Origin of the sequence: Mesorhizobium sp. M7A.F.Ca.US.011.01.1.1 (genome assembly GCF_003998295.1) — a bacterium.
GTDB lineage: Bacteria > Pseudomonadota > Alphaproteobacteria > Rhizobiales > Rhizobiaceae > Mesorhizobium.
This window is the reverse complement of record NZ_RZRT01000047.1, coordinates 1-21,549: the sequence shown is the minus strand read 5'-3', so window position 1 is coordinate 21,549 and position 21,549 is coordinate 1. Positions and strand designations below refer to the sequence as shown.

Annotated in this window: 14 protein-coding genes and 1 tRNA gene; 13 read left to right on the top strand and 2 right to left on the bottom strand. The window is 62.3% G+C overall.

The genetic code is table 11. From position 1 onward, the window contains the following. The 6 genes from EOA13_RS39000 to EOA13_RS28725 all read left to right on the top strand — a co-directional run. A partial coding sequence (locus EOA13_RS39000; protein WP_245490516.1) for a short-chain fatty acyl-CoA regulator family protein occupies positions 1-604 on the top strand: 604 nt, incomplete at its 5' end. Positions 605-753: 149 nt separating this feature from the next. Next, a complete protein-coding gene (locus EOA13_RS28745; RefSeq protein ID WP_127296887.1) occupies positions 754-1,704 on the top strand; it encodes a DMT family transporter in 951 nt (316 codons plus the stop codon). 334 nt (positions 1,705-2,038) lie between these two features. Next, a complete protein-coding gene (locus EOA13_RS28740; RefSeq protein ID WP_127296886.1) occupies positions 2,039-3,136 on the top strand; it encodes a polyamine ABC transporter substrate-binding protein in 1,098 nt (365 codons plus the stop codon). An 82-nt stretch (positions 3,137-3,218) separates the two neighbouring features. Beyond that, the gene (locus EOA13_RS28735) at positions 3,219-4,358 is read left to right on the top strand and encodes an ABC transporter ATP-binding protein (protein ID WP_127296885.1); all 1,140 of its coding nucleotides are present in this window, start codon (positions 3,219-3,221) and stop codon (positions 4,356-4,358) included. A gap of 9 nt (positions 4,359-4,367) precedes the next feature. Continuing rightward, positions 4,368-5,339 (top strand): ABC transporter permease subunit, encoded by a 972-nt coding sequence (locus EOA13_RS28730; protein ID WP_127296884.1) that lies wholly within the window; start codon positions 4,368-4,370, stop codon positions 5,337-5,339. A gap of 4 nt (positions 5,340-5,343) precedes the next feature. Beyond that, positions 5,344-6,162 carry an ABC transporter permease subunit gene (locus EOA13_RS28725; RefSeq protein ID WP_127296883.1) on the top strand — a complete coding sequence of 273 codons (819 nt, stop codon included), beginning with the start codon at positions 5,344-5,346 and terminating at the stop codon, positions 6,160-6,162. Between the two features lie 19 nt (positions 6,163-6,181). Here the strand turns inward: EOA13_RS28725 and EOA13_RS28720 are convergent, their stop codons facing one another. After that, entirely contained in the window at positions 6,182-8,035 is a 1,854-nt protein-coding gene (locus EOA13_RS28720; protein WP_127296882.1) for an AsmA family protein, read from the bottom strand. Positions 8,036-8,309: 274 nt separating this feature from the next. Between EOA13_RS28720 and EOA13_RS28715 the strand changes: the two genes are divergently transcribed. Next, the gene (locus EOA13_RS28715; protein ID WP_127296881.1) at positions 8,310-10,268 is read left to right on the top strand and encodes an acetoacetate--CoA ligase; all 1,959 of its coding nucleotides are present in this window, start codon (positions 8,310-8,312) and stop codon (positions 10,266-10,268) included. A gap of 269 nt (positions 10,269-10,537) precedes the next feature. Here the strand turns inward: EOA13_RS28715 and EOA13_RS28710 are convergent, their stop codons facing one another. Next, positions 10,538-14,302: a PAS domain S-box protein gene (locus tag EOA13_RS28710; RefSeq protein WP_127296907.1), complete on the bottom strand. Its 3,765-nt coding sequence runs from the start codon at positions 14,300-14,302 to the stop codon at positions 10,538-10,540. A gap of 248 nt (positions 14,303-14,550) precedes the next feature. On the opposite strand from EOA13_RS28710, the gene EOA13_RS28705 reads away from it, so the two are divergent. From EOA13_RS28705 to EOA13_RS28680, 6 genes are all read left to right on the top strand, one after another. Continuing rightward, complete coding sequence (locus EOA13_RS28705; protein WP_127296880.1) at positions 14,551-15,009, top strand: phasin; 459 nt, start codon at positions 14,551-14,553, stop codon at positions 15,007-15,009. A 359-nt stretch (positions 15,010-15,368) separates the two neighbouring features. Beyond that, positions 15,369-15,445 (top strand) — tRNA-His (locus EOA13_RS28700). A 411-nt stretch (positions 15,446-15,856) separates the two neighbouring features. After that, entirely contained in the window at positions 15,857-18,406 is a 2,550-nt protein-coding gene (locus EOA13_RS28695) for a caspase family protein (RefSeq protein ID WP_127296879.1), read from the top strand. Positions 18,407-18,423: 17 nt separating this feature from the next. Then, positions 18,424-18,705 carry a hypothetical protein gene (locus EOA13_RS28690; RefSeq protein ID WP_245490515.1) on the top strand — a complete coding sequence of 94 codons (282 nt, stop codon included), beginning with the start codon at positions 18,424-18,426 and terminating at the stop codon, positions 18,703-18,705. Between the two features lie 250 nt (positions 18,706-18,955). Further along, entirely contained in the window at positions 18,956-20,062 is a 1,107-nt protein-coding gene (locus EOA13_RS28685) for an OmpA family protein (RefSeq protein ID WP_127296878.1), read from the top strand. A gap of 7 nt (positions 20,063-20,069) precedes the next feature. Then, complete coding sequence (locus tag EOA13_RS28680) at positions 20,070-21,314, top strand: caspase domain-containing protein (RefSeq protein WP_127296877.1); 1,245 nt, start codon at positions 20,070-20,072, stop codon at positions 21,312-21,314. The last annotated feature ends 235 nt before the right edge of the window (positions 21,315-21,549 follow it).

The window sequence follows — 21,549 nt, the reverse complement described above, 5'->3', positions numbered from 1 at the left end:
CTATCAGGCCTTTCATGCGGCTGCCGTGCGCGCCCGCTACGACATCGATGTCCTGCGTTCGCGCTTCGGGGTCTCCTTCGAACAGGCAGCCAACCGGCTGACCATGCTGCAACGGCAGGGTGCCTCGGGCGTGCCGTTCTTCATGCTGGAGGTCGACAATGCCGGCAACCGCTTCCGCAAGGCCGGCAGCCAGGGGTTTCCGCAAAGCCGCTTTGGCGGCGGCTGTCCCAAGCTGCCCGTGCATGTTGCCTTCACCCAACCCGGCCAGGTCTTCGTCGAGGCCGTGGAAATGCCCGACGGCGCCGAGTTCCTGTGCATCGCCCGCACGCTGGAAGGGCCGCAAGGCGCATTCTCGGAACGCCCGCGCCGCACCGCGCTGCTGCTCGGTTGCGACATCGGCTTTCGTGACGAAATCGTCTATGGAGCGGCATTGCCCGGTGCGGCAATCACCGCAAAGGCCGGCACCGTCGCGGCGACGCCGGTCGGGCCTGCCTGCCGGCTTTGCGAGCGCGTCGGCTGCCTCGCGCGCGCCGAGCCGCCGGTGACGCGCCCGCTCGGCCTTGACGAGATGGTGACGGGCCTGAGTGCTTTCGATTTCCAGTAACGCCGTGTTCCTCTGAAATGGGCAAGGTGCCACAATTGTCGCCGGCCGCTGGCTCAGTTCCGGCCTGCGCCTTTGCGTTACGCGAACAGAGCATCTTTTTGTCGTCCCTTGCGCATCGTCCCGTCCACAAAAGCCCGACAGTCGCGCTCATGATCGATTCCGCATCGCCGATCGTCGCATCGCCAGCCGTCTCGCCGCGCGAGGAACGCGTCGGCATGCTTTTGGTCTTCCTGTCGGCGCTGATGTGGAGTTTCGGCGGCACCATCGCCCGCTTCATCACTGTCGGTGACAGCTGGACGGTCATTTTCTGGCGCTCCGTCTGGGCAGCGGCCTTCCTGGTCGGCTTCATGGTCTGGCGCGACGGCTGGCGTGGCACGCTGAAGCTGTTCCGCGACATGGGTCTGCCCGGCCTTGCCGTCGGGATCTGCTTTGCCACCGCATCGACCGCCTTCGTCGTGGCGCTGGCCTACACCACCGTCGCCAACATCCTGTTGATGCAGGCCGGCGTGCCGTTGCTGGCGGCGCTGTTTGCCTGGGCGTTGTTTCGCGAAAGGGTTGGTGTCGCGACCTGGGTGGCAATCGCCGCCGTCATCACCGGCGTCGCCATCATGGTGTCGGAATCGCTGGATGGCGCCGTCTCGCCCATAGGCGATGGGCTGGCGCTGTTGATCGCGGTCATGTTCTCGGTCGCCACCGTCATCACCCGGCGGTTTTCCGGCGTGCGCATGACGCCGGCGACGTGCCTCGGCACCATGCTCGCGGCCGGCTTTGCCGTCTCGCAGGCATCGACCTTCGCCGTGTCGGTCAGCGACATGGGCTTTCTGTTTGCCTTCGGCGTGGTCAATCTCGGCGTTGGCCTCGCCTTCTTCGCCACCGGAGCGCGGCTGATCCCGGCGGCCATCGCGGCGCTGCTCGGCACGTTCGAACCGATCCTCGGTCCGATATGGGTCTGGCTCATCCATTCCGAGGTGCCGTCGGGGCGCACCATCATTGGCGGTGCGGTGGTTGTCACGGCGCTGCTCGTCCATATCGGGCTCGAATTCAAGCGCCAGGCACGGCCCGAACGCGCAGGGGTCACCGGGGTGCCGTCGCCTAATTGAGGCGGCCTGCAGCTTTGCCATTGACAACGTCGCTGCAGCACGGGCAGGCTGGGAATACGGCAACAACAAGACAGGCGTATCTTGCCAAGTCTCCCAGCCGGTCCGATCGAGACCGGACCATATCGTCGTATCTCTGCCCGCGCCACGGCGAAAGCCTATGACGGTATGCCTCCCAGGCCGCCTCAGGGGCATCGAGCCATCTCATCGAACCGCCTGCATGGTCTCGGCAGTTCGCGCTTGTCGCCCCTTGGAAAGCTCAATAGTCTGAAGAAAATGCCGGTCGCGCTGATATCGCGACGAGCCGGTGAAGGAACACTCATCAAAGGAGAATAGCATGATCCGCAAAGCGCTCTGGCTTTCGGCGACTTCGGTATTTCTGACGCTTTTCACCGTCGGCGGTCATGCCGAGGATCGCGTCGTCAATGTCTTCAACTGGTCGGACTACATCGACAGTTCGATCATCGACGATTTCACCAAGCAAACCGGCATCAAGGTCGTCTATGACACCTTCGATTCCAACGAAATCCTGGAAACCAAGCTGCTTGCCGGCGGCAGCGGCTATGACGTCGTCGTGCCCAGCGGCAATTTCCTTGCACGCCAGATCCAGGCCGGGGTGTTCCAGAAGCTCGACAAGTCGAAACTGCCGAACATTTCCAACATGTGGGACACGGTTACCGAGCGAACCGCCAAATACGACCCCGGCAACGAATACTCGGTCAACTACATGTGGGGCACGGTTGGCATCGGCTACAACATCAAGAAGGTGCAGGCGGCACTCGGCACCGACAAGATCGACAGCTGGGATGTCTTCTTCAATCCCGATAGCCTGGCCAAATTGAAGGACTGCGGCGTCTACGTGCTGGACTCGCCGGCAGACATCATCCCGGCGGCGTTGAAATATCTCAACCTCGACCCGAACAGCACGTCGCCAGACGATATCGCCAAGGCCGAGGAGGCATTGCTCAAGGTCCGACCTTATATCAGGAAGTTCCACTCCTCCGAATACATCAACGCGCTCGCCAACGGTGATATCTGCCTGGCGGTCGGCTGGTCGGGTGACGTGTTCCAGGCTCGCAACCGCGCAGTCGAGGCCAAGCAGGGCGTCGAGATCGGCTATTCCGTGCCGAAGGAAGGCGCTCAGATGTGGTTCGACCAGATGGCGATCCCCGCCGATGCGCCGCATGTCGCCGAGGCGCTCGAGTTCATTAACTACATGATGACGCCCGAGGTGATCGCCAAGTCGTCGAACTACGTGCTCTATGCAAACGGCAACAAGGCTTCGCAGCAGTTCGTCGACAAGGCACTGTTGGATGACCCGTCGGTTTACCCCGACGCCGAGACGATAAAGAATCTCTACACCGTCTCGCCATACGATCCCAAGACCCAGCGCGTCATCACGCGCACCTGGACCAAGATCGTCACTGGCCAGTAGTCAATCTGACATGGTCCCGGCAGTCACCTGCCGGGACCATTTTTTTCTGGGGCAAGAAGCAAGAATCAGGACGGAGTGGGACATGAAATCGCTTGGCAGCATCCGCAGGGATTTTGCGCCGTGGAACGACCCGAACGCCAAGCCATACATCCAGTTCGACAACGTCACCAAGAAGTTCGGTGACTTCACCGCCGTCAACAATCTGTCGCTGACCATCTTCGAGCGCGAGTTCTTTGCTCTGCTCGGCGCCTCGGGCTGCGGAAAGTCGACGCTGCTCAGGATGCTCGCCGGCTTCGAGGAGCCGACAGCCGGCCGCATCCTGCTCGATGGCCAGGATCTGCGCGGCATCCCGCCCTATCGCCGGCCGGTCAACATGATGTTCCAGTCATATGCGCTGTTCCCGCATATGACGGTCGAGAACAACATCGCCTTCGGCCTCAAGCAGGACGGCATGCCGAAGCCCGAGATCGCGTCGCGCGTTGCCGAGATGCTGAAGCTGGTCAAGCTCGAGCAGTTCGCCAAGCGCAAGCCGCACCAACTGTCAGGCGGCCAGCGCCAGCGTGTCGCGCTCGCCCGCTCGGTCGCCAAGCGACCGAAGGTTTTGCTTCTGGACGAGCCGCTCGGCGCATTGGACAAAAAACTGCGCGAGGAGACGCAGTTCGAACTGATGGACCTGCAGCAGAACCTCGGCCTGACCTTCGTCGTCGTCACTCATGACCAGGAGGAGGCGATGACCATGGCCGATCGCATCGCCATCATCGACAAGGGCGAGGTGATGCAGGTGGCAACGCCGGCCGAAGTCTACGAGGCGCCGGGGTCGCGCTTTGTCGCCGGTTTCGTCGGCAATGTGAACATGTTCGAGGGCAAGATCGCGCGTGGCGAGGCTGGCGCTGCCAGCATCGATGCCGGCAATGGCATCACCATCCGCACCGACAATGCCGGTGCTGCAGGTGCCGGGACGGCTGTCACCTTCGCCATCAGGCCGGAAAAGATCAAGGTGTCGTCGAAGAAGCCGGCCGAGGCCGTCAACGCCATCGAGGGCGAGGTCTACGACATCGCCTATCTCGGCGACATGACCGTCTATCATGTCAGGCTGGACGACGGCCAGGTGGTGCGCGCGAGCACCATGAACGCAGCCCGCATCACCGAGGATCCGTTGAGCTGGAACGACCGCGCCTGGGTTTCCTTCCGGCCCGACGCCGGCGTCGTGCTGACGCGGTAGGGGACGGTCATGTCGAATGCCGCTGTCACCGTCGCAACATCCTCTTCAGAGACCACGGACAAATCGTTCCTGGCCCGGCTGGGCGCCGCCTTCTTTGGCCGCCTGGTCATCATCATCCCCTATGTCTGGCTGCTGTTTTTCTTCCTCATTCCATTCGTTATCGTATTCAAAATTTCACTGTCGCAGACGGCGATCGCCATTCCGCCCTATACGCCGGCACTCGATTTCAGCGGCGGTATTTCCGGATTTCTGGATCAGCTGAAACAACTCAGCATCGACAATTACACCTGGTTGACGCAGGACGCGCTCTACTTCAATGCCTATGTGACCAGCGTCATCATCGCCGCGGTCTCGACGGTCCTGACATTGCTCGTCGGCTACCCCATCGCCTACGGCATGGCCCGCGCGCCGGCGACAATCCGTCCAACCTTGCTGATGCTGGTGATCCTGCCGTTCTGGACCTCGTTCCTGATCCGCGTCTACGCCTGGATCGGCATTCTCAAGCCCGAGGGACTGCTCAATCAACTGCTGCTCGCTACCGGCGTCATCCACCAGCCGCTGATCATCCTCAACACTTATACGGCGATCTTCATCGGCATCGTCTATTCCTACCTGCCGTTCATGGTGCTGCCGCTCTATTCCGCGCTTGAGAAGATGGATTATTCGCTGATCGAGGCGGCAAAGGATCTCGGCTGCCCGCCAACCAGCGCTTTCTGGAAGATCACCTTCCCGCTGTCGCTGCCCGGCGTCATCGCCGGCTGTTTGCTGGTGTTCATTCCGGCAGTCGGCGAATTCGTCATTCCCGATCTGCTCGGCGGATCGCAGACGCTAATGATCGGCAAGACGCTCTGGAACGAGTTCTTCGCCAATCGCGACTGGCCGGTATCGTCGGCCGTCGCCGTCATTCTGCTGTTGCTGCTGATCGTGCCGATCATGCTCTTCCAGCGGGCTCAGGCGCGCGCTCAGGAAATGGACAGGTGACCTCATGAATACCACCTGGAGCCGCTTCAACATCACCTCGATCGTGCTTGGCTTTGCCTTTCTCTATCTGCCGATCGTGCTGCTCATCGTCTTCTCTTTCAACGAGTCGAAACTGGTCACCGTCTGGGGCGGATTCTCGACCAAATGGTACGTCTCGCTGTTCCACAACCAGGGCCTCATGGACGCGACCTGGGTGACGGCGCGTGTCGGCCTGATCTCGGCCACCGTGGCAACGGTGCTCGGCACGCTAGCGGCACTCGCCTTGACCCGCTACACCCGCTTCAAGGGCAGGGTGTTGTTCTCCGGCATGGTCTTTGCGCCGTTGGTCATGCCGGAAGTCATCACCGGCCTGTCGCTGCTGCTGCTCTTCGTCGCCGTCGGTCTCAACCGCGGCATCCTGACCGTCACGCTTGCCCACATCACGTTGACCATGTGCTTCGTCGCCGTTGTCGTGCAATCGCGCCTGATTACGTTCGACCGCTCACTGGAAGAAGCAGCGATGGATCTTGGCGCGACGCCGGTGAAGACCTTCTTCCAGATCACGCTGCCGGTGATCATGCCGGCGATTGTCTCCGGCTGGATGCTGGCCTTCACCTTGTCGCTCGACGATCTGGTCATCGCCAGCTTCACCTCCGGGCCGGGCGCCACGACCCTGCCGATGAAGATCTACAGCCAGGTTCGCCTCGGCGTGACGCCGGAGATCAACGCCGCCTGCACCATCCTGATCGCCGTTGTGGCGATTGGCGTCATCATCGCCTCGCTCGCCAACAAACGGCGTGAAGTGCAGCGCCAGCTCGACGAGCAGGCCGCACAGCGCGGTTGAAGACGGAAAGCGCGGCTGGCTATTCCCCCGAAACGCCGCGGCTGATCGGGGAAATGAACGGCGTGCTCCAGGTTCCGCCGACGAAGAACGATGCCTGGTTGGGGCCTTGCTGGCCATTGGTCTGCGTTGCTGCCTGGTCTGGCTGAATGACACCACCGGACAATGCCAGTCCTCGTCCGGCGTAGGACGCGATGCCTGACAGCCAGATCTTGTACCTCGCCGAATTGGCCTCGGCCTTGTCGATCCGCGCCACGCCCTTCGAAATCGTGGCCTTGATCTCTGCGCCGTCGATCGGCAACGTTCCGTCGGAGACGTCGTCAAGCGCGAAGAAGCCGCCTTGCTCGGTATGTTTGAGGAAGGCCGGCAGGTTGAGCTTGCTCAACGCACCCGGTCCGAAGGTCGCCGAAACCGAGCCATCGGCGTTGTCGAAGATGGAGTCCCAGGCTCTGCCCGGCCCCTTGAGGATCACCGAGACGGTCCCCGTGCCGACCGGCACCAGCCGGGTCATCCCCGCCGCCGTGGCGAAAGCACCGCCATCGATGTCGGACGCCAGCAGCCGTATTTCGACCTGCGAGCCTTCCGGCTTGCGGTCGAAGCGAAGGCTGGTCTGGATGTTGCCGCCGAAGGCCGAGGCATCGGAGATATCGAAGACGGACAGACCATCCTTGACCTGGGCGGTGGCGGCGACATCGGCGAGCTGGATAGGTCCCGCCGTGGCGTGTGCCGCGGACAGCCTGAGATCGAGGTTGATCTTGTCGGCGAAACTTGTGTCGATTTCGCTGGGCCCTGCCCCTCCGGTCGGCGCCAGCGGCGTGAAGGCCGACAGGAACGATCTGAGGTCGAGCGTGTCGAAGGCGAGCGTGCCGGAGATCACGGGCTGAGCTTCGCCAAGCGACAGGTCCAGCGCTCCCATTCCCGGATTGTTGTCCAGCGCAATGGCTGTGTTGTCGAATTTGACGCGCCCGGCCGTCGCCGTGACCTTGCTCGAAATGCTGACCGAGCCGATCGCAGCTCCCGGCGCGATGCCGGCCTGCGACCATTCCAGCACGCGGCGCAGCGAGGGCGCCGAAAACTTCGCCTGACCGTCGAAATAGCTGTTTTCGGACATGCTGGCCGTGCCGTCGAAAGAGAAGGTGGCGGGCGCGGCCTTGAAAGACAGAGTAAGCGGCGCCATGCCGCCGGCAAACAGCACCAGCGGCTTCTCCGAGGCGGCGTCCACGGCCACACTTTCGCCGCGCCATATCCCGGTCGCCGACAGCGTTGCATTGCTGTTCATTGCCGCCCAGGTCGCCTGGCCGCTCAAGCTGCTCAGAATCTCGACGTCCTTACCATTGACCGAAGCCACCATGCGGCCGTCGCGAAACTCCACCGTGCCGAAAGTGTCGGTCGGCAGCTTGTCGAGGTCCGGCTTGGCGGGATCGGCATTGACGACGCCGCGAGCCGTGTCGATGGAACGCGTGATGCGCCCGCCGGTCGGGACGGCGGGCAGGAAAAGACCGGTTGGCGTGCGCTGGACCCGGATCGTCGGCCGCACCAGCCGCGCCGTCGAAAACACCACGTCGCCGCGCAAGGCCGCCATGGCGGAAAGATCGACCTCGACCCGCTCGGCCTCGACAACCGGCGGCGCCTCGGTGTCGGTCCATTGTGAAAGCGTCACATCGGTCAGGATGGCCCGGAATGTCGGCCAGACCTCGATGCGCGGCGAACCGTCGATGGCGACACGAAAGCCGCTCCACGCACTCATTTCCCAGGCGATGCGGTCGCGCACGATACGGGTGGAGGCGATCAGCGGCAGGGCGGCAACGACCAGCGCGACGACGATCACGGCAGCGCCGATCGCCCATATTCCGCGCCGGATCATAGATGATGGCATATGGCCCCGTATGCTTCCATTCCGACAAATCGCCCGACGGGTGTAACCCCAGTCGTCACCACGACCCCCCAGTCGTCACTACGACTGCAGTCGTGACCGCGACTTCCGGCCGTCACTACGACTTCAAGTTGTCACTACGACTTAGGGCTGAGGCATTTCAAGTCTTTATGGCCCGGCGATGGCATTTGCGCACATCTGGTCGCATCAGCCGAACAAAATCTTGCTCTGCTGCGCTGCGATATGCATAAGCGATGGCGACCGTGGAGGAACGATCATGGCTGCCGGACAACCGCTCTGGACCCCGACGCAAGACCAGATTGACGCAGCACCCTTGACCGCCTTCACCAAGGCCGCCGGAGTGAAAGCCGGCGTAGCTTTTTCCTCGTATTCGCAGCTTCACGCCTGGTCGGTCGATGACCGTGAAGGGTTCTGGAGCCTGGTCTGGGATTTCTGCGGCATCGTCGGCGACAAGGGCGATAACCTGCTCGTCGACGGCGACAAGATGCCCGGCGCTTCTTTCTTTCCCGACGCCACGCTGAACTTCGCCGAGAATCTGCTGAAGAAGACCGGCGCGGCCGAGGCAATCGTGTTTCGCGGCGAAGACAAGGTCGAGCGCCGGCTGTCCTGGAACGAGTTGCACGCGCTGACCTCGCGGCTGCAGCAGCTTTTCCTGTCGCTCAAGGTGAAGAAGGGCGACCGCATCGCCGCCATGATGCCCAACATGCCGGAGACCGTCGCCGCCATGCTGGCCGCCGCCTCGATCGGTGCCGTCTGGTCGTCCTGTTCTCCCGATTTCGGCGAGCAGGGCGTACTCGACAGGTTCGGTCAGATCGAGCCCGTCGTCTTCATCGCGCCGGATGGTTATTGGTACAATGGCAAGGCGATCGAAGTCGCCGACAAGATCGCCGCGGTCGCGGCCAAGCTCGGCACTGTCCGCAAGATCCTGGTCGTCGACTATCTCGGCACATCGAGCGATGTCGCCGGGACCATCGACAAGGCGGTAGCGCTGGAAGAGGCGCTGTCGCCCTTCGCCGGCAAGTCCGTCACTTTCGAGCCGCTGCCGTTTTCGCATCCGCTCTACATCCTGTTTTCGTCGGGAACGACCGGCATTCCCAAATGCATCGTCCATTCGGCCGGCGGCACGCTGATCCAGCATGTCAAGGAACACCAGCTGCATGCCGGTCTCACCGATGGCGACCGCTTCTTCTACTTCACCACCTGCGGCTGGATGATGTGGAACTGGCTGGTGTCGGGGCTCGCTTCGGGTGCCACGCTGCTGCTCTATGACGGTTCGCCCTTCTATCCCGACGGCAATGTGCTGTTCGATTTCGCCGATGCCGAGAAGATGACCTTTTTCGGCACCTCGGCCAAGTTCATCGATTCCGTGCGCAAGGCTGGTCTCAAGCCGATCCGCACGCATGATCTGGCCACTGTGCGGGCAATCTCCTCCACCGGCTCGCCGCTGTCGCCGGAAGATTTCCGCTTCGTCTATGACGGCATCAAGAAGGACGTGCATCTGGCCTCGGTCTCCGGCGGCACCGACATCGTCTCCTGCTTCGTGCTCGGCGTGCCGACGCAGCCGGTCTGGACCGGCGAGATCCAGGGACCCGGCCTCGGCCTGGCAGTCGATGTCTGGGACGACGACGGCAGGCCGGTCCGGCAGGAAAAGGGTGAGCTGGTCTGCGCAAAAGCCTTTCCGGCGATGCCGATCGGCTTCTGGAACGACCCCGATGGCAAGAAGTACCGGGCGGCCTATTTTGAACGCTTCGACAATGTCTGGTGTCATGGCGATTTCGCCGAATGGACCGAGCATGGCGGCCTCATCATCCATGGCCGCTCCGACGCCACGCTCAACCCGGGCGGGGTGAGGATCGGCACGGCGGAGATCTACAACCAGGTCGAGCAGATGCCTGAGATCCTAGAAGCACTGTGCATCGGACAGGACTTCGACAACGACGTGCGCGTCGTCCTGTTCGTGCGGCTAGCTGCCGGCGTGCAGTTCGACGAGGACTTGGAAAAACGCATACGGGCAAAAATCCGTAGCGGCGCGAGCCCGCGGCACGTGCCGGCAAGGATCGTCGCCGTCACCGACATCCCGCGCACCAAGTCGGGCAAGATCACCGAGCTTGCGGTGCGCGACATCGTGCATGGCCGCGCCATCAAGAACAAGGAAGCGCTCGCCAATCCAGAGGCGCTTGAGCTGTTCAAGAACCTGCCGCAACTGGCCGAGTAATTGGGCGGCCGGCATGGTTAACGAAATATCTCGCTAGAATTTACCTAGATTTCATGAGTGGTACACATTCGTAAATTTTCCGGCGCCCCGGTAAGGAGTTGTTAAGGTCCGGCGTCGATAGTCGCACGTAACTTGAGGGAGAAATCCCGTTCCTCAGCCCCGAGGATCCGAATTCGCTCAAGCCCCCGTTGTGACAGCAATCCCATCTCTTAAGGCGTCCTTTGGGCGCCTTTTCTTTTTATCGGGACCGTACTGCGGAGAGGGCTGATCTATTCCGCGAGCACACGGGTCGACGGAAAAGCGACCTCGACCAAGGTGCCTTCGCCAGGGGTCGAATTGATGGTGAACCGGGCACGGTTGGCTTCCACCATCGCTTTGGTCAACGGCAGTCCAAGCCCGGTCCCGTCGCCGCGTCCGCGCTTCAGCGCGTTGATCTGCTTGAACGGCTTCAGCGCCTGCTCGATCTCGGCATGGCTCATGCCGATGCCGGTGTCGCGCACCCGCATGACGACGTCCCCCGACGTCTCATAGGCGGTCGAGACGATCACCTGGCCGCCTGCCTGGGTGTAGCGGATGGCATTCGACAGGATGTTGAGCGCGATCTGGCGTACGCTGCGCAGGTCGGCCACCACTTCCGGCAGCCGCGAAGCGAAGCTGGAGCGGATGATGACCCGTTCGCGGTTGGCCTGCGGCTGCATCATCGCCACCGTTTCGGCCAGCGTGTCGTTGAGCGACACCGCCTCATAGGCCATCTCCTGCTGGCCAGCCTCGATCTTGGAGATGTCGAGCAGGTCGTTGACCAGGTCGAGCACATGATTGCCCGAGCGGTTGATATCGCGCAGATAGTCGCGGTAGCGGTCGTTGGCGACAGGTCCGAATTTCTCGTCGACCATCAATTCCGAAAAACCGATGATGGCATTGAGCGGGGTGCGGATCTCGTGGCTGATGCGGGCGAGGAAATCGGTCTTCTGCGAGGACGCGCGCTCGGCCACCGCACGTGCCTGCGTCAAGTCCTCTTCGGCCCGCTTCCACTGCGTGATGTCGCGAACGACGGCGCAGAAGCCGCTGTCGTTGGGCAGCCGGCCGATGGTCATGAACAGCGGAATGAAGCGTCCTTGCGATTCGCGCCCGATCACCTCGCGGCCGTCGTTCATGACACTCGCCACGCCGGGCTCGGACAGCCCATTGAGATAGTCGCGTGCCGCGCGCTGGCTTTCGATCGCAAACAGCGAGGCGAACGGCTTGCCGGTCACATCGTCGCTGTCGAAGCCGAACAGTGCTTCGGCCGGCCGGCTGATCGATCGGATGGTGCCGTCACGGCCGATCAGCACGACTCCGTCGGTGGCGGTGTCGATAATGGTGCGCATCTCGGCGATGCGCGCCTTGAGCTCGGAAATATCCGGCTGCGTCTGCTCGTCGCCAACCACATGCAGGCTCGCCGGCGCATCATCCTCGCCGGAGCGTCGCACGACCAGCATCAGCGCCTTGCCGTCGCGCCAGGGAACCGAGCGCAAGATGGCCTCGATCGGGAATTCTTGTCCGTCACGTGTTTTCAACCGCAGCGCGCGATCGGTGCCGTCGGAAACGCCGTCATCGGCATAGGGGTCGGCAAACAACGCGCCGAGGCCGCCGGCATCCGCCAGATCGTCAAGCGCCTCGTAACCCGTCAGGCTGAGGAATTCCTCATTCGCATAGTGCAACTGGTCCCCGGAATGGATGAGCAGCGGCACGGGCAGCTTGCCGAGCAGCGCCGTGTCCGGAGCCTTGTGTTCATCTCCGGCGGAAAACGCCGACGGCACGAACCCTTCGGCCTTGAGCGGCGGAACCTGCAGGCGAGGGCGCTCGACGCGTATTTCCGCAGCGTCGTCTGCATTGACGGTTTCCTTGGCAACCGCCTGCTCGTCGGGCGACGCGGCTTCCTCGTCGGGCTGCGCCCAGTCCTCACTGTCTTCGGCATCGCGAAAATCTGCTGACGTCATGCTGTCGTCATGTGTCGCGTCAGTGGCTTCAGGCTCTTCGCCGGGCGAAACGGCAGCGGTGTTCTCTGGTTCCGCCGCCACGGGGCCACGTTCGTCATCTTGGCCGGCATAGTCGAGCAACGAGCCCGTCACATTCATCCCAGGGGGGGCTTCACGAGCCGCTTCGTCCGCGTGACCGTCAAGCCGTACCAGATCCTGCTCGTCTTCGGCATCGACATCGGATGGCTCGACCGGCTCGTTCTCTGGCCCTGACGCAGGGATGACGCCGCTGTGCATCGGGTCGTCGGACGCCTTGACCGGAGCCTCGGCCTCCGCTGTCGACGCCTCCGCAGTCTCAGCCTCAGGCGGCTCGACCGGAGCACTATCCTTCTTCAGCCGCTCGCCGATTTCGCGGAACGCGCTGCGTTCCAGGGTCGACAGACCCTTGTCATTGGCTGGCTGGCGGTGTTCGGCGAGCCGGATCACCTTGTCGGCAAAGCGCCGCTCCTGTTTCGGCACGATAGTCAACGCCGGCACCTCGCCCTTGAACGGATCCGATGCCTGCGTGTCCTCGGCCTTGGGCTCCTCAGCGTTCGGCTGTTCGGGTGCGGATTGGATGGCTTGTGGTTCCGGCGTTGCCGGCGCCTGGCCATTGGGCACCAGCGCCATGCCGATGGCCTCCGGATCGACGACCGCGTCGCTGGCGCGGGCGACGCCGAAGCCGCGGAAACCCTCGAAGGCGCGGCTGCGGCCATAGACAGGCAGCGCCGCCAGGTCGACCGGTATCTTCAGATCGGTGCCGACGACCGGCCACAGCACGGAGCGCCCGGACCAGGTATCGCGCCGTTCGAGGAGCCCCGATATCTCGCCGGAGGGGTCGAGGCCGAATGTGGCGGCGACATCCCTGAAGCGGCGGCCGATCACGTCGGCCGCCGGCTTGCCGACGATGTCGGCGAATTCCGGCGACAGCGCGCTGAACTTGCCTTCGGCATCGGTGCGCCAGACGAAGCGCACCGGCGCCGCTGCGCGGTCCATCGCCGAGACGGTCGTCGGCGTGGCCGCGGAAGTGGACTGGATTTCAAGGGCCGCCGGTTCGGCCGGAGCTTCAGGTTCGGACGCGGCGGGTCGCGGCGCCTGTTGCCCTCCGTCCTCGCCGGCGTTGAAGTACCAATGGTCGTGCTGCGCCGGCGTGCGCTCCAATGCCGGCTGATCGCTGTTGGCCGCTGTCGGCGTCTGTACGGTCGCGTCGGCGATCGCATGCGGCCGCGATCCGGCGACGTCCTCGGTCGGCAACGCGGCGCCTGGTTCGTCGGTCGGGGTCTGGCGACCCTGTTCCGGCCGGGAGGCCGCGTCGCCAGCCGGTGCTGCCTCGGCAATGGTTTGCGTAGGATGTTCGCCCGCAGGGGCGGTGTCGTCGAGCTGGTCCTCGTCGATCACCACCAGCAGATGCCGCTCCTCGGTCAATCTTGCCAGCCCAGCCGGATAGGAGGCCGTGCCGCCGGGGACAAGGCGCTTGACGATGCGGTCGCTCTCGGCTGCGACGTCGGCAACCAGTGCCGCCAGCGTCTCCGGCAGGATGCCAAGCGCCGAAAATCCCTCCGAGGCCGCCTCGACGTTGCCCCGGGCATCGACAAAGGCGATGAAATGACCATCTTCGGTCAAGCCGCTAATGGCGCGCGCGGCGATTTCGCTGGCACTGCGTGACCCGGTCTGAGCCGCCGGGACTGCCAGCATGATCGCCTTTTCGGCGTCCGGCATGGTCACCGCACTGGCCAGGAAGCCGACGGCGCGGCTGGTCATTCCGGTCGCCAGCCGCACCATGATGGCGCGGTCACTGCCAATCTCGGGAAATCCGCTGGTCGCCATGATCTGGCGCCTGGCGATCACGGGCAACTGCGCCGAGGCGCCGATGATCGCCTCGATGTCGGGATAACCGAACATCGCGGCTCCTGGCCCGTTGGCCCAGATCACCTGCTCCAGATCCGCCGACAGGATCGCGATCGCGTCGCCTGCCGCAAAGCGCTGGCGGACCGCGTCGAGCACCGCGACATCGAGGAAGGAATATTCGGACGGCATGCGCTTGGCGGACCTCACGGAGCGGCGATTTTGCAGTTAACGCTTTGTTAATAAAAGCCGGAGGCGCGAAGGTCCACAAGCCAGAACGTGCAAAGGCTGGAATCTGGGCTCTTGGTTAACGGCCCAGAAGAAATTTATGGTGCACTGCAACAAAGATATTGCAATGCACAAAATTTGCCTTTATATTGCCATCATACATGAACGAGACGGCTTTCTGTCAAAGCCGCTGCCGCTGAAAAGGATGGAAAATGTCCAGGACCAAGACCGCCGAGACGATCGAAAACGTTGAATTCCCAAGCTTCGACGCTTCCAAGGCCACCGACCAGATCCGCGCTTTCGCCGAAAAGGGCGTTGAGCAGTCGAAAGAGGCTTATGCCAAGTTGAAGACCGGTGCCGAGGAGACCCAGAAGGCTCTGGAGTCGACCTACGAGACCGCCAAGACCGTTTCCAGCGACCTGTCGCTCAAGACCATTTCCGCTTTGCGCGCCAATACCGAGGCCGGGTTTTCCCACTTTGAAGCTCTGATCGGCGCCAAGTCGCTGTCGGAAATCGTCGAGCTGCAGACCGCCTTCCTGCGCAAGCGCGTCGAATCGACCGTCGAGCAGGCCAAGGACTTCCAGGCCGTTGCCTCCAAGGCGGCCGAGGACGTCTCCAAGCCGATCAAGACCGCCTTCGAGAAGGCGATGAAAGAAATCAAGGTTGCCTAACATTTGCGCATGATCTGATGATGCAACAAAAGGTCGCATTTTCTTAAAAGCGATCAGGTGTATGATAGCAGCCATCAAGGAATACCCGGTGAGTGGAACCTCCTCCCTCTGCTCCCCGGGGTGACCAGCCAGCACCTCCTCCCGCTGGCTCGTAACAGGAAAAGGCCGGCACCTCCTCCCGCCGGCCTTTTTCTTTGTCCGGCGCCTGGCCCTTCTTGCTAGGCAAATGCCGGGTCGATGTGGGGAAGTGACCTTTGCTTTCCAAAAGCCTTGAATTAGAATCCATAAGCCCGTAAGGACGCATCGCCGAACGACAGAGCGGGCGGATGAGTTTCTGTTTCGATCCGCTCGGGCAACGTGCCGTTGTAGCTCAGATGGTTAGAGCGCCGGATTGTGGATCCGGAGGTCGCTGGTTCGATCCCAGCCAACGGTACCATCGGCTTTCCAATAAGTAATTGAATTTATTGTGAAATTTGACCTTTGACCGCAAAATTTGATCACAGCCAGGATTCTTAGCGAAGAAAATCGAACCGGAAGGGTTTCGATGGGCCGCTTCCCGTCGACCGTGGGAGCCGATGGATGGCATCAGGCGCACCCGTCGCTGGGTTGAAGCTTGGCGGGTGCGTCGGATCTGGACAGCCACGCCGGTGAAGTTTGCCACTCATTGCGGATGGTTCGGCTCTGAGGTAGTTTACACATTCGGATGAGGAAGGTGCCTGCTGCCGCGACGGTTTTTCACTGTTTTTTGGGTTGCTGTCTTGGCGGATTGTGAGTTCTTCAACAGACCTTGATGCCGCAATCTGGGGAGCTTGCGGCCGTCAGGATGTGGCGGTTGAGGCGGTTTGCCATGCTCCGACTTTGCGGATTGATCGCGGTCTTCGTCATAGCGACCCTGACGAGCTTCGCTGCGTCGGCCGATCGAAGGGTCGCCCTGGTGATCGGTAATTCCGAGTACCGGGAAATCCCCGCTCTCAAGAATCCTGACAAGGATGCCGAGGACGTATCCAAGACGTTTCGGTTGGCTGGTTTCGAAGTGTTCGTCGCCAAGGATCTCACAAAGCTGCAGTTCGAGGAACAGTTCCGCAACTACCTCGCGGCGGCGGATGGCGCCGATCTGTCCGTCGTCTACTATTCAGGTCACGGCTTTCAGATTGGCGGCGAGAATTTCCTGATCCCCGTGGATGCCTCGCTGAAGAATGCGGCCGACATAGAGGTCCAGGCGGTCAAGCTGGACGATGTCCTGCAGCAATTGCGCGCGAAATCGAAGATCCAGGTGATCATCCTTGATGCCTGCCGCAACAATCCGTTTCCGCGCAAGGATTATTGGCTGAGGGACCAACTGATCACGGCGGGCAACACCGGCCTTGCACAAGTCAAAAGTTCCTTGAACACGCTGATTGCCTTTGCCACCGAGCCAGGGGCGGTCGCCTATGATGGAGCGGGAGACCTCAGCCCGTTTTCATCCGCATTCTCTCGTCGCGCGCTGGCGCCGAACCAGGAGATCCGCACGGTCATGGCCGCGGTGCGCCGCGATGTGGTCGAGGCCACCGACGGCAAACAGGTTCCGTGGGAAAACTCCTCGCTCATCGACGAGGTTGTCCTGATGCGCCGCGTCAGCCGGCCATCGCTGCCGCCGGTTCTGGAGAAGGTCGTGCCGTCGGGCGTCGGGCCTGTAGCCCTGGACCTGCCGGAACCGGTCGACGTCGATGGCGGCTCGATCACCGTCAGCATCGAAAGGCCGCCTGCGCTCGGACGCCTGCTGCTGGACGGCAAGGCTGTCGCAGTGGGCGAACAGATCCAGGGCAAAGACCTGCCGCGCCTGAAGCTGGATGTGCCCAAGGGGGCCGGTGCGACGGAAGAGGTGGACATGCTGGCCTACGCCACGCATGACAACTGGGGTGGCGAAGCCCAGGGCATCATGGTGTTTCGTGTCAAAAGCGGCCAGGGCGCCGATGGCGAACAGATTGTGGCCTCGCTGGAGACCGAGCAAAAACAGCAAGTGCTGGAGCGAGGCATCCACATCACCGGCGCCGCCGAGGCGATCGAAAACCGGCAGATCAGCGTCCCGGTCGGCGTCGGCCCGGTTCCGCTGAAGCTGGACTTCCCGACCAGGGATCCCGCTGTCAGCCTGAAACTCGCGTCCTATCCGGCAACCGGAACCCTGTCCCTGCCGGATCGCGCCCTGTCGCCGGAGTCGAGCCTGATGGCGGACGAGGTCGACCAGCTACGCTATGAACCCCAGATCGGTGCCGCCGAGCCGGTCGAGGTCGGCTTCGAAATCCGTGCCGACAGCAGTTCCTCCAAGCCCGCCACGATGAAGCTGTCACCAAGCGTCGATCCTTGCGACCAAGCTGCAGGCGAACCTCTCGATCTGCAAGGTGTTGTCCCCGGCCTGCTGCCGAATGAAATCGGCGCCGAGGCCGTGAAGGCTTGCGAGGCGGCGGTGAAGGCTTATCCGGATGTGCCGCGCTTCCGCTACGAACTCGGACGCGCGCTGCTGGCGGCCGGCAAGGTCAAGGAAGCGAAGACAGCCATCGAGGATGCCGCCAAAAACGGGCACGTGCGCGCCGTTTTCGAACTCGGCTACTTGTATGCGACCGGAACCGGCATGGCCATCGACCGCGCGCAGGCCAACGCGCTTTACGCGGCGGCGTCCGACAAGGGCGATCCCTACGGCATGACGTCGTGGGGCCGCGCCTTGTTCAATGGCTATGGCGTCAAGCCTGATACCGCCAAGGGCCTGGACCTGCTGCTCAAGGGGGCGGCGATGGGGCATACCTATGCCATGAACGACCTCGCCGCGATCTTCACGGAAGGCCGCAACGGCGTGCCCGCCGATCCGGCCCGCGCCGTTGCCTTTTTGAAGGCAGGCGTCGAGCGGCAGGACATGTATTCGATGAACCTGCTCGGCCGTAATTACCTGGCCGGTGTGGGCATCGAGAAGGATCCCGGGCAGGCGCAAGGGCTATTCCAGAAGGCTATGGATCTAGGCCAGCCCTACGCTCCGGCCAGCCTTGCGCGCATGTACCGGGATGGCGTTGGTGTCGAGCAAAACCTCGACGAAGCGCAAAGTCTGTTCGAGCTGGCCACGGCACGCGGCGATCAGTCCGGCGCATATGATCGCGCGGCACTCGAAATGCAGAAGGGCGCCAATGCCGACCAGGCGATAGCGGTGCGCTATCTGGCCTTCGCGGTCGCGCTTGATCTTCGCAAGGAATTGCCGGGCGCCCAGACGACGCTGACGAAATTCGCAGTGAAGACGAAAACGGCGGCGCTCAAGCAATTGCGCGGCGAACTCAAGTCGAAGATTCCGGCGAAGGGCTCGCTTGACGACCAACTGGTCGACGCGGCCAGAGCGGTCTGGGAGCAAGCCAATCCGCGTCGGGACTTGTTTTGATCAATGAGGAGGCAATCGTGGGCAGGGCAGTGAAGCAGGCATTGATCGCCACAGTTCTATCCGGCGCTCTGGTGGCAGTAACGGGCTGCATGTCCGTTGCGCCCAAGGCCGAACCGACGGTGACGACGACAAAGCACAGGCCGAAGCTCATTCGCACGACGACCACGCCAAAGATCACCAGACAGAAGAAGGTTGTCGCCAAGAAACTCGTGGAACCGACTGAGGAAGCCACCGTCCCCCGGCCTGTCGTTCCCGCCATGGGTGGAGGCGGGAGCAGCGGCGGCGGTTGGGGAGGTTGACCAAGCATCGAGGCTAGCGATAGCTATGACCATGTTCTGATCATAGCAGCACTGACTTTCTCATTGTTTTCACAAAGCCCAGGCCCGGCTGCGGTTGAGAGCAGTATGCCACCAATGGGGCGGACACCAGTTCTTCGCCGGTTCTCCAGCATTCCCAGGATTTCCGGGAGTTGCTCGCCAACCAGTCGCAAGTGCTCTATGCTCCCGCCAGGTGTCGTGTCGATACGGTGGTCCTGGGCAGGGGCGTTCCATGTTCGAAGTCGTCGCATTCTGGTGGAAGACGAGGCTGAAAGGCCCCGCCACACGAGGTTTTGGCCTGATCGTCGCGCTTGCCGGCTTGCTGCTGCTGCTGCTAGGATCGCAAGCGGCAAACGCCGCGCCGAACTGGACGCTTGATCCCACAGCTTCAGTCATTACCTACCAGTCGGTGAAGAAGAACACGATCGTCGAGACAAACAAGATCAGGAACATCACCGGCGCGCTCAGCTCGGCGGGTGATGCCAAAGTCACTTTCGACCTCAATTCGGTCGATACCGGCGTCGACTTACGCAATGTCCGCATGCGCTTCCTGTTTTTCGAGACATTCAAATACCCGACGGCCGAGCTGACGGCCAAAGTGGATCCCGCGGCATTCGCCGATCTCGCGACAAAACGCAGGGTCAAGTCAACTTTGCCTTTCCGTCTCAATCTGCACGGCGTCGACAAGGACCTTGAGGCCAGCATCATCGTCACCATGATCAGCGACACCATGGTGTCGGTCGCTTCGGAGGCTCCGGTCGCTGTCCATGTCGAGGATTTCGGCCTGCTGCCGAACGTCGACAAACTCCAGCAGGCGGCCAATGTGACCAACATCGTGCCCACCGCGTCGGTGTCGTTCGACTTCGTCTTCACCGCCGACGGCAGCAAGCCAGCCGCCACCCAAACCGCCGCAGCGAGTCCGGCCGATGTCGGCCCGGTTGCCACCGACGCCGCAAAGGCGAACTTCAGCGATGAGGAATGCCTGAACAGGTTCGCGGTGCTCTCGCGCACCGGCGCCATCTACTTCCGGCCGGCCAGCGCGCGGCTCGATGCGAAGAGCCGGCCGTTGCTGACGGAGGTCGAAGGTGTCGTCGGCAAATGCCCAAGCCTAAAGGTCGAGGTCTCCGGCTATACCGATTCCGACGGCTCGCCGGAGGCGAACAAGCAATTGTCTGAACGGCGAGCCCAGGCGGTCGCCGATGCCATTGTTGCCGCGGGGATTCCGCGCACGCAGATAATGGCGACAGGGTACGGCGAGGAGCGGCCGGTTGCCGCCAACGATACGCCCAAGAACAAGGCGCTCAATCGGCGGATCGAATTTTCCGCTACCAAGCTCTGAGGTTGCGGTGAGGTCCGATCTGATCGCCCGTTGCGGTGGCCTCTTTCGCGCCGGCGGCCTCGCGGCGCTCGCCTTGCTTTTGACTTTGACGGCTGCCAGCGCCGAGCGACGCGTCGCACTGGTCCTCGGCAACGCCCAGTACCGGCACGCAGCACCGCTCGCCAATCCGGTACGCGATGCTGAGGCCATGGCCGAGCGCTTGAAGAAGCTCGACTTCGAGGTGGTTTCCGGCTTCGACCAGACCAAGCCGCAGACGCAGGCAACGATCGCGCAGTTCGCCAAACTGGTGCGCGGCGCCGATATCGCGCTGTTCTTCTACGCCGGCCACGGCTTGCAGGTTTCGGGCAAGAACTACCTGCTTCCTGTCGACGCCGCGCTGGAGGACGAAACCTCCCTCGACTTCGAGGCTGTGTCGGTTGATTTCGTTCTGCACCAGATGTCGCGCCAGACCAGCATCAGGCTGGTGTTTCTCGGCGCTTGCCGCGACAATCCCCTCGCCGAGGTGCTGGCCAAGACCGCGGGCGTCCACGGCGTAAGCAGCGGCCTTGCCGAAATCCCGATAGAGAAAGGTGGCGCCGGCACGCTCGTCGCTTTCGCCACCAGTCCCCATCAGCTCGCCGATGACAGGTCAGGCGGGCATTCGCCTTTCACTTCGGCGCTCCTCAAGCGTATCGGCGAATCCAATGTCCCCATCACCGAGGCCATGAACAGGGTCGCCAGCGACGTCCTCAAGGCAACCGCCGGCAAGCAGCGTCCCTGGATCAACGTTTCGCTGAAAACGGATGTCGTTCTGCACAAGGTCGATCTCAATGCGCCGTTGATCGTGGGCGAGGCGAGCGCACCTCAGGCCGAAGGCGGTTCCGGCGCGGGCAACACTGGCGCTGCAAGCGCATCGGGCCAAGGTGACGATCAGCTTGCACTCGAAGTGCTGCGTCAGAAGATCCCCAGGCTGGCCTCGGACGACCCGATCTTTTTCGACCATCCGATCGATTTCGGCGATCCGGCAATCGACGGCAAGAGCATCGCCCAGCTGATCAAGGGCAAGCCCCTGTTCAGCCCGGTGGAGGGATTGGACAAGTCGGTATGGGAGGACAAGCACTGCGACGGATGCCATGAATGGGACGAGGTGCGGCTGTGCGAGCAGGCGAAAAATTTCGCCTCCAACGATGCCTCCGTTTTGCGCCTGCAACATCCGCTTGGAACACGCTTCAAGGTGGCGCTTGCCAAATGGGCTCAAGGTGGCTGCAAGTAAGGCAGGACGATAATGGCATCCGCCTGATTTCTGTCGGGATAGGCTCTAACCCTTTGTTTTGACGCAATTCCGGACGGAAAACCGTTTCACACTTTTCCTGGAATTGCTCTAGAGCGATTCCTATTTTGAGAGAATCGTAGGATTCCCAAAGCCGGATGTTTGTGATTCAAGATGCTGGCTGGATTGGAGGCCAGCATCTGATGACGCGAGCGCTTTCAAATGATCTTCGTGAGCG

What these genes read in the sequence shown, in the direction of transcription:
- EOA13_RS28745 (WP_127296887.1), top strand. Translation starts at nt 754, where the DNA reads ATGATCGATTCCGCATCGCCGATCGTCGCATCGCCAGCCGTCTCGCCG.
- EOA13_RS28740 (WP_127296886.1), top strand. Translation starts at nt 2,039, where the DNA reads ATGATCCGCAAAGCGCTCTGGCTTTCGGCGACTTCGGTATTTCTGACG.
- EOA13_RS28735 (WP_127296885.1), top strand. Translation starts at nt 3,219, where the DNA reads ATGAAATCGCTTGGCAGCATCCGCAGGGATTTTGCGCCGTGGAACGAC.
- EOA13_RS28730 (WP_127296884.1), top strand. Translation starts at nt 4,368, where the DNA reads ATGTCGAATGCCGCTGTCACCGTCGCAACATCCTCTTCAGAGACCACG.
- EOA13_RS28725 (WP_127296883.1), top strand. Translation starts at nt 5,344, where the DNA reads ATGAATACCACCTGGAGCCGCTTCAACATCACCTCGATCGTGCTTGGC.
- EOA13_RS28720 (WP_127296882.1), bottom strand. Translation starts at nt 8,035, where the DNA reads ATGCCATCATCTATGATCCGGCGCGGAATATGGGCGATCGGCGCTGCC.
- EOA13_RS28715 (WP_127296881.1), top strand. Translation starts at nt 8,310, where the DNA reads ATGGCTGCCGGACAACCGCTCTGGACCCCGACGCAAGACCAGATTGAC.
- EOA13_RS28710 (WP_127296907.1), bottom strand. Translation starts at nt 14,302, where the DNA reads ATGCCGTCCGAATATTCCTTCCTCGATGTCGCGGTGCTCGACGCGGTC.
- EOA13_RS28705 (WP_127296880.1), top strand. Translation starts at nt 14,551, where the DNA reads ATGTCCAGGACCAAGACCGCCGAGACGATCGAAAACGTTGAATTCCCA.
- EOA13_RS28695 (WP_127296879.1), top strand. Translation starts at nt 15,857, where the DNA reads ATGCTCCGACTTTGCGGATTGATCGCGGTCTTCGTCATAGCGACCCTG.
- EOA13_RS28685 (WP_127296878.1), top strand. Translation starts at nt 18,956, where the DNA reads ATGTTCGAAGTCGTCGCATTCTGGTGGAAGACGAGGCTGAAAGGCCCC.